The following is a 14,090-nucleotide window of genomic DNA, read 5'->3' as shown; positions in this document are numbered from 1 at the left end:
CCCCTTCTTGATCAGAAGAGGGCTGTTTATTTTGAGCTCCTCTTCTCATCTTTCAAGTGTAATCTTGCTGGATTTGGCACAGCACTCATTTGCAATGAGCCCGCTGCCGAGACATCGTAGGGCCAGTCCCTCCGCCTCTCGTGATAAGAAGGAGTATTCACTTTTTGTTTTACATGCAGTACCTAAGTTTACTTATATCGTGGTTTATTGTCAATGAATGAAGAAGAAAAGAAGGGCTTGCGGAATGAGAAAGGTAAACCTTTTGGGGACAACTACCTAAATAAACGTATATCTAAATCCTGTACAAAAGTTTTATTTTCTAAAGATTCCTATATTTACCTATTACAACAAGAATGAAGGAATGAAGGGATTTTGTTGTACTTTTATAAAAAATATGTCTTTTTTGAAAACAAATTGTAATATAAACGTAACTTTATGACAAACAAACTTTTGGTAGAATGGTCGTAGAAGAAAAAACAGACGATACTAGAAGAAAATGGAGTGGGGAATATGTTGAAGAAAATTGTAGCGTGTGGAATGGCTGTAATGTTTACGTTTAGCGGCGCATCTGTAGCTGGAGCGGCTACAAGTCAAGATGATTTGTTAGGTGTAGCTAAAAATCATATGGGAGTACCTTATGTATTTGGTGGCCAAAGCCCTAGTGGATTTGACTGTTCAGGATATACACAATACGTTTTTAACAAAGTGGGTATTTCAATCCCTCGTACAACGGGAAGTCAAGCTACAGTAGGACAAGCAGTTAGTAAAAGCAATATGAAGCCAGGAGACCTAGTATTCTTTGAGAACACATATAAAGCAGGCATCTCGCATGTTGGGATTTATGTGGGTGATAATAAGTTTATTAGTGCTACTTCTAGCAAGGGGATTGATATTGTTTCACTTAGTAATCCTTACTGGGGCCCTAAGTTTGCTACGGCACGCCGTGTAGCAGACTTAAATAATGTAGATAGTTTGTTTGCTGATGTAGATGAAAATCATGTGGCTTATGAAGCGATCAAAGCTCTAGTAAGTAGTGAGATTATAAAAGGATACCATGATGGTACATTTAAACCTAACAAGGATGTAACTAGAGGGCAAGCAGCTGCTTTATTTAACAGAATCATTGAGCATGAAGCTTCTGATAAAACGACATTCCCAGACGTAGACCCTAATCACCAATTCGCTAATGACATAGCAGCTATGAAAGAGCTAGACATTATTAATGGCTTCCTAAACGGAGAATTTAAACCCAACGAAACAATCACATTTAGTGAAATGACTACAATGGTTTTAAATTCGTTTGAAGCATCAGGTATTAAAAAGGATCAAAGTGTAAAAAGCTATTCCGCAGAAAATGTAACTCGCGCTGATTTTTCTTCAACATTATATGAGACACTTTACCAACACCAACAGTAAGTCTATATTACATGTACGCTTATATATCCTCTTTGGTTTCAAAACCAAAGGGGATTTTTTATGTTCTATAGATTTTATACCCAGCTTAATGGTTTTATAAACTCGTAGAAATCATTCATTACGCAATTACGGTTTTGAAACTCAGCTAATAAAAAATTCATTACCATTACGTAGGTCAAATGAACTTAGTTAAAGAAATGATTGAGCTATATGACCTAGTCCTCTAGTACCTAAAATTATCAGAATATTGATATATTTCTAATTTTTGATTATGATGAATATAACTTACATCCTATATTCCAATTATGTTTGGGAAAAATTTAGATGGAATATAGTCTTTATGGCTATATTGATAGATATACTTTCCCAAACGAGAAAACGGATATGAGAGGGGTAGTTGGAACATCTGAAGCATATACTCTAGCAAAGGAGGTTGCTTCAGTGAGAGAGTGAGTTGATTCAAATCTTAAAAGGGTCTGAAGTGGGCAAAACAATCAAGTTACATCGGTTAAACCAAAATCGTACTCTTGAAGAAACGGCTCAAGGAATTTGTTCGATTTCTTATTTAAGTAAAATTGAAAATGGGCTTACAAAATCAAGTGAAGAAATTGTTCAACTACTCTTACATCGCCTGGATATTCCAGTTGAAGTGCTAGAAGAAGGCGTAGATGAAGAGTTACTAGAACAAGAACTACACGAATGGTATACCGTTATCATGCAAAGAGAAACAGATCAGGCAACAGAGTTATATGTAAAGTTAAAGCAAAAATTAAGTACACTCTCAACTCCGAGCATACTAGCCTTATTTAAGTTGTATGAGGTTCGCTATCATTTGTTGATGCGTCACTTTGGGGAAGTGCCGGTCTTGTTAGATAAGTTAGATAGAATGCAAGATCTGTTTGAAGAAAAACATCAGTACTATTATATAAAGTTCTCTGGCCTTTATCATAATATGCAAGAAAGATATCGAGAGGCTCAGCAATACTATAAGAAGGCATTAGCACTTGTTCACCAAAATACGCTTAGTGATAGTGAACGAGCTGATTTGTACTTTATAACAGCCATTAATGAATCTTCTCTCCAAAATGTGACTTTATCACTTCATTACGCTAGGTTAGCACTAAATTTATACACGGTTCAATTCGATTTTAAAAGAAGTGGAGATTGTCAGATTTTACTTGGAATTTGCTATAAACGGATTCACCAGTTTGAACAAGCAGAACAGTGCTTCCAACTAGCTGTAAAGGCGGCAGGGAATTTGCAAAGCTCTTACTTAAAGGGAATTGCCTACCACAACCTCGGCGCTCTTCATGCAGCTCTTAAGCATCATGAAAAAGCAATAGACCATTTTGAGAAGAGTTTAGTGTTTAAAGATGATCATAACGTAAAAGGAAAGTTAACAAGTATTGCCTCTATTGTAGAATCACTATTTGAATTAAGTGAACGGGGCAGGGCGTTGGAATGGATTGATCGAGGGTTAATAATGATTGAAAAACAGAACGATTTTCAAATTCTACGCTACTATTTTCAGGTATATAAATACCGATTTCTCGAGGATCTCATTAGTCTAGAGCATTATTTAAAAGAAATAGTCATTCCTTATTTTGTCGATAATGAGAACCAGTTCTATATCGGACTATATTGTGAGTTGTTGGCTGAGTGCCTGCAAAAGCACAAAAGGTATAAGGACGCTTGTTACTATTTATCTCTAGCTAATGAATCATATAAAAAATTATCAATTACGTAAAGGGAGAGTGGGAAGTATGAAAAAATGGATGATTTCAGCTTTAGCAGTAGGGGCAATTGCATTTTCAGCATTGGGAGGTTTCACAACATCTCAACTAGCACTTGATGAAGAACCAGAACCAACAACAATTGAATTAACAGATATCTAAAAAAGTAAAAGCCCCTGGCTCTTTTATAAAAGAGCCAGGGGCTTTTTTAGTTCTTATATCCACAATATAAACTTCTCTAAAGGTGAATTAGATAATTTTTTTAATATCTTTAGATTCCGTAACCATTAGAAGGACTTTTCCTTCATCTAAATCCTCTTCATAAGCATCAGCTTCAGATTGAGAAAAGCCAAGATCTTGTAATTTATTACGAAGTTCATCGCCTTTTTTGTTAAAAATATTCCCAATTACTTCTGCAAGATTCATCTCTTGTGTACCGACTGTATTCGCATCTGTATTGTTAGCCAAGCGCTCAGTACGATCTTCATCATGTGACATTAAATAAATATGCTCTTTCGTAATGCCGTTATCCGCTAGCTTCTGCACATCATTCTGTAGTTTTTCATCATTATGGTATTCGCGTACAAATGGTTTCATTTATATACCCCTCCTACATATTGCTTCCTGCTTTTTTACCCTGGAAACAAGAACTGAAACATTTGGGTGGGTTATGATGAGGGGGAATCGTTCCCTTCGTTATATTACTTGATTGGAGTCCTTTTAAGATGATTGAACAGTTGATTGAGAATTCGGGTGAGCTATTCTTTTTCTATTCATAGTTTTGTATAGGTACATGACAATGAATACAAATGATCCCATGATGAAATATAATGGTTGATAACCGACAAGAGCTACTACAATCCCCAACACATATGAACCAGTTGCGATACCTATATCAAATAGGGTAAAGAAGGTCGCAGTGGCGTGCCCGCTTCGGTGATGATCAGCAGACTGAATAGCTAACGTTTGGAAACAAGGGACAAGACTACCATAACCTAGTCCAATTAGTGTTGCTGACAGCAAGAGCATAAAGGGGGAAGATGTCATGCCCAATGTAAATAAACCTAAAGCAAATAGTCCAAGAGACGGATAGATGACAATACTTGGACCTCTAGAATCAAATATGCGTCCTACAAAGGGTCTCGAAATGAGCATCGCCACAGCAAATACAGCAAAGAAGAAACTCGCTGCTTCTAGCAATCCAAGAGACTTCGTGTAAATGGAAATATAAGAAATGACACTAGAATAGGTGAAAGCTAGTAAACTTCCCACTAATGCAATTGGTAAAGCATTCAATTCAAATAAATCATGAAGCGTTACTTTATTCTTCTTAGAAGGTGCTTTCATAGTGGGAGCAGTGACTAAGCTTGTGAAAAGAAGAGCTCCTGCTAAAAGGGCACCAAGTACAATAAAGAGCGTTGAGAAAGAGATCCATTTTAATAGGGATAAAGCTAAGAAAGGACCTGCAACAACGGCTAGATTCATCGACATAGCAAAATACCCAAGTCCTTCTCCACGTCTGCTATCAGGTATAATGTCTGCAGCTATGGCACCAGCTGCTGTAGTGGCAATTGCGAACCAAATACCGTGAAAGAATCGTAAAGCTAATAATAAGTAGAAACTAGTTGCTGCTACATAAACGAAGGTAGTCAACATAAATAGTAATAGACTGATGAGCAACATCTTTTTCTTTCCGAAGTCTTCTAAAAGTTTTCCGGAAAACGGTCTTACAAGGATAGCTGATAGTAAAAACAATGTAACAATTAAACCTGCTTGTGCTTCTGTTCCTTGTAGATTATCTGTCACAAAGATCGGTAAAGTGGTTAACAGAGCATAAAAAGTCAGGAATAAAAAGAAGTTGCTTAAGGAAATGAAAAGGAAGCTTTTCGTCCATATAGGTAATTTTGTTTGTGTCATAATAAGTCCTCCTATGGTGTTTCGTTTCCTGATGGAATCTTGATGTTAAACACCAAGGAACATCATAGGCTTATCAAGGATCTTTGTAAAGGTATATGCTTTATAAAGTCTTCCATATAAGCACACCTTATGTGGAAGACTCTGAGCTGAGACACTTTTGTGTAGATAGGTCCGTTACGCTTGTCGAGTGGTTGGGGTGTCTAGGGAACGACTCGCTTTCCGCGGGCGAGCTGTCGAGCCTCCTCGGGAAACCCACCCTGCGGGGTCTCGTCGACCTCTTTCTCCCGCAGGAGTCTCCCCGTTCCCCAGAAACCCCTGCTATAGTTTTCCGAACGGCCCCACATCTTAAGAGTGGTGAGAGTTGGGAGGTTTCCCCATATGGCATGTTTCCGTTACACCATATATGGCAAAGGCGGTTGGGGAAATTGCGAGACTCCTGCGGCAGTAGGAGCCAGTCTAGTTCCAGCGTGGAGGACCTAGCGTGATAAGTCATCTTTTTTCCAAAGGCTAATCGCCTTTTCCAAAAAGCTGTCTTATCCGTACGGTCCTAGGCACCACGCCTGCACTTTTCAATCTAGGGGAGACCCCGGAGGGAGCGAATGCGACTGAGGAGGCTCCCCAAGCTCGCCGCGGAAAGCGAGTGATTTCCCCAACCGCCTTAGTCTCAATTAAAGCTAACGGAAACATTCTCTCATTTTCAAGTCTTCAACAATCCTGCTCTAACCTTGAAAATATAACAACATTAAACCTTAAAGACAAAAAAATTCCCCGGGAAGGACCCGGGGAACGAAGGGGAAGGTTCATTTATTGTGCTACTGCAAAAGTAGTAGTAGCTGTGTTGATTGCTTCCTGTACGTTAATTAAACCATTACCGTAGTAGAAAGCATCGCCTAGAGGCGTTGTCGTGCTATTTAATAGGCTACGCACTTCTTGATTCGTAAGAGAACTATCCTCAGCTAAGATGAGTGCTGCAGCTCCGGCTACGTGAGGAGACGCCATAGACGTTCCGTTATAAGAGCCGTATGTGTTACCTGGAAGTGTGCTAAGGATATCAGCACCTGGTGCCATAACTTCTAATTCCTCTCCAACTGATGAGAATGAAGCACGGTTTAGGCTTTCATCTACAGCACCAACAGCAACAACTGATGTATATTTGGCAGGGTAGCCAATTGTGTTCTTTTTGCCTTTAGATCCTTCGTTACCAGCTGCAGCAATTAACAAAACACCTTGCTGGTAAGCGTTATCCATTGCTTGTTGTAATGTAGTCGAGCCGCGGCTTCCGCCTAAACTCATATTGACAACATCGATATTATTGTCAATTGCCCATTCTACACCTTTTGCGATACCGCTGTAAGAACCGCTACCGCTACTGCTTAATACTTTAACAGCGTAAAGATCAGCTGCTGGAGCTACACCTAGTACTCCAAGAGTATTATTAACGCCAGCAATTGTTCCAGCTACATGGGTACCATGACCATTTTCATCATTGAATGGGTCAGGCTCACCATCTACGAAACTCGCACCACCTGCCACCTGTAAATCTTCGTGACTAGCGCTGATTCCGCTGTCTAAAACTGCTACTTTAATACCGTTACCAGAATTGCCGCTTGCTTGAACATCATCAGCGTTAATCGCTGGGATGCCCCATGGAGTTGTTTGGCCGTATGCTTGTACACTTGCATCTTCTTCAATGTATGCAACGTTTGGATTCTTTTGAAGAGCTTCTACAGCTTTTTGAGGAAGCTTGGCTTGCACGACATTCATGTACTTGAATTGGTGCTTAACTTTTCCACCTAATTGTTTGATATCAGATACTTCTTGGTTATCTACTCCTGTCTTAAAACCTATTAAGTAATCTAGAGGTTTCTCTGATGGTTGCGCCGAAGTTGCGATCGGTCCAATAGATAAAGATAAGATGAACGTGAAACTAAGTATAGCGATTAAAAAACGTTTCAATAGAATCCCTCCTTAAGTAGTTGATTCTATTGTAATACGAAGGTGGGGTGAAAATCTTTGAGACATGCGAGTGTGATAGATCAAGAGGATGCGAGGGAAATAAGAAGTGTTCTCGAAAATTAGGTGAAAAGGCACATGGTTATAAGTAGATATAGGGGGTTTTTCGCAAGTAGAAGAGAAAAAGGGGGATAGAACGGATGTTTGTACGATCAGTTTGAGAAAAGTGAATAAGTAATAGCTAAGTGACAAGCTGTCCATTTATTAGTATATCACATTCAAAAAGAAAATATTGGATAAAATGATAGAAGTTTATATATAGATGACTTGAGTCCCAAGATTTATTCACCTATAATAAGAGTAACGAAAAAAGCATAAGTAAGAAGACCACAAGGGGAGCCTTATGGCTGAGATTGAACAATTTGTTCTGACCCTCTGAACCTGTTAGTTAGTGCTAGCGTAGGGATGTGGCTTTATTGATGGCGCAATGCAAATGGACTATCCATCTTAAAGCTCTCCCTTGCATTGCTTTTTTTGTGTGTAAATTTATCTTTAGGAGGAGAGTAAAGATGAAACGTAGTCCAATTCTTTTTTTAGTTGAAGTTGCCATGTTTGCTTCATTAGGTGCGGTGCTTAGTCTACCCTTTTTAACGATACCGTTATGGGTACAAGGGGGATCCGTCGCTTTTGCTATGGTACCGATTTTCTTTATGGCTTATCGTTGGGGGTTAAAAGGAGGCTTAACGACAGGTCTCTTAGTAGGTGTATTTAACTCCCTGATTAATCCATTTATCGTTCATCCTGTGCAGTATGTCATGGACTATCCTCTTGCATATGCTGTAGTCGGAGTGGCCGGGATCTTCTCAAAACCAGCTTTAAAAGCTGTCCGTGAAGGGCATGCAAAGTCTTTTGCGATTTATATCATTTTGGGTACGCTTATTGGTAGTGGCCTTCGCTTCATGAGTCACTTTGTAGGTGGCATTGTATTCTTCTCTTCATTTGCACCAGAAGGTACACCTGTTTGGGTTTATTCATTGACCTATAACATCGGCTATATGCTCCCATCTTTCATTATCAGTGCTGTAATATTGAATATCATCTTATACAAACAGTCAAAGTTACTCCATTTCGGAGGATCTCAATCTATTAAATCAGCCTAAACATTATTAATATAATTGTTAATTAATTGCGTGTCGCAGAGGAGAATTCACCTGCGACACGTTTTTTGTTTAAATATAGAGTTTGAAAGCGGTTTGATTGAGGAAGAACTAGCCTTGAAAGGACTTCAGTTACGAGCATAGGAAATAAGAGGAATCTTATCTATTATTAGGTGAAAATATATTTAAAGAAATATATTTAGAGAAAAGCTTATAAATAATTCATAGAAAAAGGTTCATAAGTCCATAAACAGGGTAAAGATGTATGTGGAATATATCTTAAAGGGGGAAATAAACAAATGAGTCAAAACCAAACACTAACGGCGCAAACATTTCTCTCTAAACTTCTTACTCAGTACGCAACATTACATGAAAAAGCGATAGGTGATCGTGCCGAAGAATATATAAAACAACTAGGAATACGGACTGGAGAATGGATGGAAGGACATTATGTAGATGCTAAATCTACACGGTCTGTCGATCAATATGTCAATGTAATCCTTGCCATTAAGAATGATATCGGAGGGCATTTTGAAATAGAAGAGGTTACGCCTGAACGAATTGTTGTTAAAGGAACTCAATGTCCATTTGGGAATATGGTGAAAGATGCTCCTCACTTGTGTCAGATGACATCTAGTGTGATGGGCGGAATCGCTTCAAGGCATTTTGGGTACTCAAAAGTCAAGCTCGATAAACGGATTGCTGTTGGAGACGATCACTGCCGGGTCGTAATTCACTTGAACCAGAATGAAGAGAGCGAAGGAGAAGAGTACCATAATTTACCCGTCACTCCGGAAAATGGAGATCCATTCCAGTGGGAAGAGGAAACGATCAAAATGTTAGGAGAAGAGTTACGTAAGAGTGACGAGATGATTACAGACCTCGTTTCAGAAATAGAAGATCTTCGTTCGCAAATTCGCATGCAAGAAAGAAAGAGCAAAAGAGACTTCCGATAAGGAGGTCTCTTCTATTGACTAATCTTTAAGCATATTTGTAATGGACTCATAGCACAAGTCTTTGTACATCTTATGCAGACTATGATCTCCGCTCATTACCCATTGTATAATACACCCATCAATTAGGCTCCTGATCGCTTTAGGTCCCTTTTCAGTGTCTACATTAAGAAACTTTCCTTCACTTTTCCCTTTAGAAATAATAGATTGCCCAATAGCAAAACAATTGTTATAAAAACGTTGATTGATTTCTTGGAATCGGGGGGTCTTAGGAACGTAAGAGAGAAAATCCAGATATACTTTGTAAAACCGGTCATTCTCCCTCGGGCCAACGAATACAGCGTTCACATAGGCAGATAACATATCATCAGCTGTGTCAGCAGCTTGTACCGCATTTGCTTCTTTTTGATATATTTTATTGGTAAGCCATTCTAACAGGTGAGCAAAAACATCCTCCTTATTTTTAAAATAGTAATTGGTTACGCCTTTGCTTACGCCGGCATAATTCGAGATGTCCTGAAGTGTAACTGAACTATACCCTTTATCTGCTATTGCTTCAAAAGTTGCTTGAAGTAATTGTTCTTTTCGTTGTTGCTCTCTTTTCTTCATGTCAGCCTCCGAATTGTCTATAGTATCTCTATTGTATAAAAATTATACCGGTGGGACAAATTAATTGACATTTTTAATTTGACCAGTCAGAATAAAAAAAGAACCAAAGTTAAGACTACACCATAAAGAGGAGGAATTAGAATATGACATTCCGCGCTTTATTAGCTACGAAAGAACAAGATCAAGTTACAATGAATGTAATAGAACGACAAGAATCAGAGCTTCCAGAAGGTGATGTGACCATTCAGGTAGCCTATTCGAGTGTAAACTATAAAGATGGATTAGCTACAAATCCTAAAGCGAAAGTGGTACAAGATTATCCAATCGTCCCTGGAATTGACCTTGCAGGTACAGTTACGTCTTCTAATGACGAACGCTATCAAGAAGGGGATGAGGTAATCGTAACAAGTTATGGTCTAGGTGTTTCTCATGATGGTGGTTTTAGTGAATACGCGCGTGTTCCCGGTGCTTGGGTTGTACCTTTACCGGAAGGTCTAACTCTTCGTGAAGCCATGACATTTGGTACAGCCGGGTTCACAGCAGCATTATCTGTTCACCGTTTAGAACAAAATGGATTAACTCCTGCAGATGGTCCTGTACTTGTTAGTGGAGCTACTGGTGGTGTAGGTAGTATGGCTGTGGCTATGCTTTCAAAAAAAGGGTACCATGTGGTTGCCTCTACAGGTAAAGAATCTGAGCATGACTATTTACGTTCAATTGGAGCTACAGATATTATATCTCGTGAAGAGGTAACACCTGAAAAAGTGCGCCCTCTCCAATCGCAAAAATGGGCAGCAGCCATAGACCCAGTTGGAGGCAAACCATTAGCAAGTGTGTTAGCTTCCATTCAATACGGTGGTTCTGTAGCAGTAAGTGGATTAACAGCAGGTGTGGAGGTTCCTACAACCGTTATGCCATTCATTCTGCGAGGCGTTGATCTATTAGGAATTGATTCTGTTTATTGTCCGATGGATATGCGTAAACAAGTGTGGGATCGTCTTGCAACAGACTTAAAACCAGATCAGATGAACGAAATAGAGAATGAAATTACTTTAGATGAACTTCCTCAAACGCTAACTGATATATTACAGAGTAAAATAAAAGGTCGTACAATTGTGAAAATGTAACGTTAAAAGAAGCCCTTCTGTAACAGAAGGGCTTCTTTTGTGTCTTTACATAGTATAATGTAGTGGGAAGTACTGTTTTTTGCTTGAAAAGTCAATAATTGTTCCTGTAGCTATAAAAAGTATGGTTGAATGGTAGGAAGAAAAGTCGTCCGCGAGGTAAAAAGGCCTTAGAATAGGAAAAGACTGTATAACATAAAAAATTACATTATAGTAGTTTATTCATTGAGTTACATAAATGGAATAAGGAGTTTGAGGTGATGAAGTTTAAGCAACATAAGACTTATCCTTTGACAAGGTGGGTCTGGCAAAACTTTTTGAAAGTAGCTTTGATCCCTTTGCTAGTAGTGGAACTAGCGTTTGTTGGGATCTACTTTGTAGCAAGCGAATGGTCAAAAAGTGAAATGACCGACATGATAAAAAGTGAGGCAGAAGAAGATATGAGAGAAACTGCTTCAAGGGAAGCTGAGATTATCTCTAATCAAGTTCGGCCCATTTCAAATGCAACGAAGTTATTTCAAGAAGAAATTAAAGAAACCTTTCAACAACCCACCACATTGGACGATAACGATCAAATAGATTTTAATAGGCTGAAGGAAACGGAAGAAGGGGTCCTGTATACTGATCATGATCAGCAGGACGGTGGTGCTGCGATTTTTTATAGTACAAGGAAGGGGCAAGAGCGTGAGAAGGTGGCTCAGTTACTTAGGAGCCAAGAGTTAATGGAGAACATTTATAACTCACAGCCATTAGCTTCCTCCATTTACTTTAATACCTCGGATTCTCTTAATATTATTTATCCATTTGTAGATGGAATGGAAGTTGAATTTGAATCAGACCTCGATATTACGAAATTTGGCTTTTATTATAGAGCTGACGCAGACCATAATCAGACTCGAGAACAATTATGGACACCTGCTTACTGGGATCCTGCGGGGAATGGATGGATTTTCTCTTCAATTGCACCTGTGTACAGCGGGAACCAACTTGAGGGAGTCGTAGGAATAGATATATCCATCGGTACAATTGGAGATAAAATCGAAGACCTCGAACTTCCTTGGCAAGGAGTGGGGGTGCTTGTACAAGATGATGCTGAGATTTTAGCCTTATCTGAGGATGGGGAGGAATTATTAGAGTTAGAAGCACTTGAGGATCAGGAACGTGATGGTTCAAATACTGGAGACATCTATAAGCCAAATACATTCAATATGTTAAAACATCCTTATGCAAAGCCTCTTGCAACGGTTTTAGTTGGGCAGGAAAATGGGTTGAAGACTTTAGAATGGGAAGGTGAGAAGAAATTTGCAGCTTGGTCGACCGTCGAAGGGACAGGTTGGCGCTTTTTAATTTTTGTAGATGAGTCTGCTATCTTTAAAGACGTCTACACGATGAATGAAAAGTTAGTGAAAATTGGTGCGCTAATGATTGTAGGTTTAATTTTATTCTATATCTTTTTCTTCATCGTTTTGTATAGGAATTCTCGGAAAGTTAGTCAAACCATCTCCAAGCCTCTTGTAGAGATGAATCAAATGGTTAAGGAAATAGGGGAAGGGAACTATTTCCAGAGGAGGCGAGCCTTTGATATTGACGAGTTAGATGAAACGTCTAAAAGCATAATTGAAATGGGGCAAAATTTAGGCCTTTCTAATAAAGCTTTAAAAGAAGCACAAGATGAGATTCGTTCTAAGGAAGGAGATCTTCGAGCGCTTGTTATGTCTATTGATGATGTCATTATGCAGTTGGACCGAAAGGGTACCTATCTCAACGTATGGACAAACGATGAAGGAAAGCTCTCTAAGCCAAAAAACGAACTTCTGCAAACAACGATCGATAAAGTTTTCTCTGAAGAAGAAGCTAATCTATTCATGGAAACAATCGAGTACGTAAACGAAACAGGAACAGCAGAGAATATTGAATATGTTATTGAGACATTAACAGGAACTAGGTGGTTCCAGGGCAGGATTGCTCCGATTATTGACTCGTCTGGCGAATTTCAACATTTTGTGTTAACAGCTCGAGATATAACCTCATTAAAGGAAATGGAGAAATCTCTCCGGGATGCAAAAGAAGAAGCCGAGCGTGCAAGTCAAGCTAAATCGGACTTCTTATCAAGTATGAGTCATGAATTGAGAACGCCAATGAATGCGATATTAGGATTTGCTCAGCTTTTACAATATGACAGTGATCATCAGTTGAGCCCTACTCAAGATGAGAGTGTTGACGAAATTATAAAAGCAGGCAATCATTTGTTAACCATTATCAATGATATCTTAGATTTAGCTCGAGTAGAGTCAGGAAAGATGTCGATCTCCATTGAGCCAGTCGAGGTTTCACCTGTGATTAATGAAGTTGTTAGCATCACGCAGCCACTTGCTAAAAAGCGTGATATTAAACTCATCGTAGAAGATCGTGCTTGTCATAACCAATTTGTGTTTGCTGATCGAACAAGACTAAAACAGGTTCTTCTAAATTTAATGTCTAACGCAGTAAAGTATAATCGTGAAGGTGGAGAAATTACATTCACTTGTCATGTTCAAAATGATAAGGTTTCGTTCTCCGTTAAAGATACAGGCATTGGGATTGTTGAGGAAGAAATGGACAGTATTTTCGAGCCGTTCACTCGCGTTCCAAGTAATGATATCGTAGAAGGGACTGGGATCGGATTAACGTTATCGAAGCAGCTAGTGTCCTTAATGAATGGTTCAATATCTTTAACAAGTGAATCAGGTAAAGGTAGTACCTTTTGGATTGAACTTCCGCTTGTGGATACACCTGATAGCTTATCAGGTCAATGGTACGATAAGCGAGATAGCGCTCCTATACAGTTTGCAGAGAAGAAAAAAGTGCTGTATATAGAAGACAACCCGGCAAACTTACATTTAGTCAGGCGCATATTGGAAACATACGAGCAAATTGAGTTAATTTCATCTACCACAGGTGAGATGGGAATTGATCTCGCCCAGGCTCATGAGCCTAACCTTATATTAATTGATCTTAATTTACCAGGCATAGATGGGTTCACCGTTCTCTCGCGTTTAGAGGACATGGTTGAAACTCGTGAAATTCCTGTAATAGCCATTAGTGCAAACGCTATGCCTCGAGACATTGAGAAGGGATTAGCAGCTGGGTTTGACGATTATTTAACAAAGCCGATTCAAGTAGGAAAGTTCATGAAAATGGTTGAAACTAATTTATTTAAACAATCTGATTAAAGGATAAGCAGCTGAG

Annotated in this window: 11 protein-coding genes and 2 riboswitches; of the genes, 7 read left to right on the top strand and 4 right to left on the bottom strand. The window is 39.0% G+C overall.

All coding sequences use genetic code 11. The features are described from left to right. Positions 1–42: 42 nt before the first annotated feature. Positions 43–150, bottom strand: a riboswitch (SAM riboswitch). A 360-nt stretch (positions 151–510) separates the two neighbouring features. The 3 genes from N780_RS05595 to N780_RS20235 all read left to right on the top strand — a co-directional run bounded on the left by N780_RS05595 (position 511) and on the right by N780_RS20235 (position 3,311). Next, positions 511–1,416 carry a C40 family peptidase gene (locus N780_RS05595; protein WP_052114906.1) on the top strand — a complete coding sequence of 302 codons (906 nt, stop codon included), beginning with the start codon at positions 511–513 and terminating at the stop codon, positions 1,414–1,416. 454 nt (positions 1,417–1,870) lie between these two features. Next, complete coding sequence (locus N780_RS05590) at positions 1,871–3,163, top strand: helix-turn-helix domain-containing protein (protein WP_036781203.1); 1,293 nt, start codon at positions 1,871–1,873, stop codon at positions 3,161–3,163. A 16-nt stretch (positions 3,164–3,179) separates the two neighbouring features. Further along, positions 3,180–3,311, top strand: coding sequence for a hypothetical protein (locus tag N780_RS20235; protein WP_269746691.1), 132 nt, complete (start codon positions 3,180–3,182; stop codon positions 3,309–3,311). An 87-nt stretch (positions 3,312–3,398) separates the two neighbouring features. Here N780_RS20235 and N780_RS05585 read toward each other — a convergent pair whose 3' ends face one another. The 3 genes from N780_RS05585 to N780_RS05575 form a co-directional block, all read right to left on the bottom strand. Then, positions 3,399–3,746, bottom strand: a complete 348-nt coding sequence (locus tag N780_RS05585) for a YflT domain-containing protein (protein ID WP_036781201.1) — start codon at positions 3,744–3,746, stop codon at positions 3,399–3,401. A 123-nt stretch (positions 3,747–3,869) separates the two neighbouring features. Next, positions 3,870–5,066 (bottom strand): MFS transporter, encoded by a 1,197-nt coding sequence (locus N780_RS05580; RefSeq protein ID WP_036781199.1) that lies wholly within the window; start codon positions 5,064–5,066, stop codon positions 3,870–3,872. 804 nt (positions 5,067–5,870) lie between these two features. After that, positions 5,871–7,022, bottom strand: coding sequence for a S8 family peptidase (locus N780_RS05575; protein WP_084599366.1), 1,152 nt, complete (start codon positions 7,020–7,022; stop codon positions 5,871–5,873). A 379-nt stretch (positions 7,023–7,401) separates the two neighbouring features. Continuing rightward, a riboswitch (TPP riboswitch) is annotated at positions 7,402–7,502 on the top strand. 86 nt (positions 7,503–7,588) lie between these two features. Between N780_RS05575 and thiT the strand changes: the two genes are divergently transcribed. Together thiT and N780_RS05565 are read left to right on the top strand one after the other, a co-directional pair. Beyond that, positions 7,589–8,179 carry an energy-coupled thiamine transporter ThiT gene (gene thiT, locus N780_RS05570; protein ID WP_052114904.1) on the top strand — a complete coding sequence of 197 codons (591 nt, stop codon included), beginning with the start codon at positions 7,589–7,591 and terminating at the stop codon, positions 8,177–8,179. A gap of 296 nt (positions 8,180–8,475) precedes the next feature. Continuing rightward, positions 8,476–9,132, top strand: coding sequence for a methanogen output domain 1-containing protein (locus tag N780_RS05565; protein WP_036781197.1), 657 nt, complete (start codon positions 8,476–8,478; stop codon positions 9,130–9,132). Between the two features lie 18 nt (positions 9,133–9,150). Here N780_RS05565 and N780_RS05560 read toward each other — a convergent pair whose 3' ends face one another. Further along, entirely contained in the window at positions 9,151–9,738 is a 588-nt protein-coding gene (locus N780_RS05560) for a TetR/AcrR family transcriptional regulator (RefSeq protein ID WP_036781194.1), read from the bottom strand. Between the two features lie 143 nt (positions 9,739–9,881). Between N780_RS05560 and N780_RS05555 the strand changes: the two genes are divergently transcribed. Beyond that, positions 9,882–10,865 (top strand): NADPH:quinone oxidoreductase family protein, encoded by a 984-nt coding sequence (locus N780_RS05555; RefSeq protein WP_036781192.1) that lies wholly within the window; start codon positions 9,882–9,884, stop codon positions 10,863–10,865. Between the two features lie 257 nt (positions 10,866–11,122). Next, positions 11,123–14,074, top strand: coding sequence for an ATP-binding protein (locus N780_RS05550; protein WP_036781190.1), 2,952 nt, complete (start codon positions 11,123–11,125; stop codon positions 14,072–14,074). Positions 14,075–14,090 lie beyond the last annotated feature (16 nt).

The sequence above is a fragment of the Pontibacillus chungwhensis BH030062 genome (assembly GCF_000770675.1).
GTDB lineage: Bacteria > Bacillota > Bacilli > Bacillales > BH030062 > Pontibacillus > Pontibacillus chungwhensis.
Note: the sequence above shows the minus strand (reverse complement) of the source record. Positions and strands in the feature narration are given on the sequence as shown.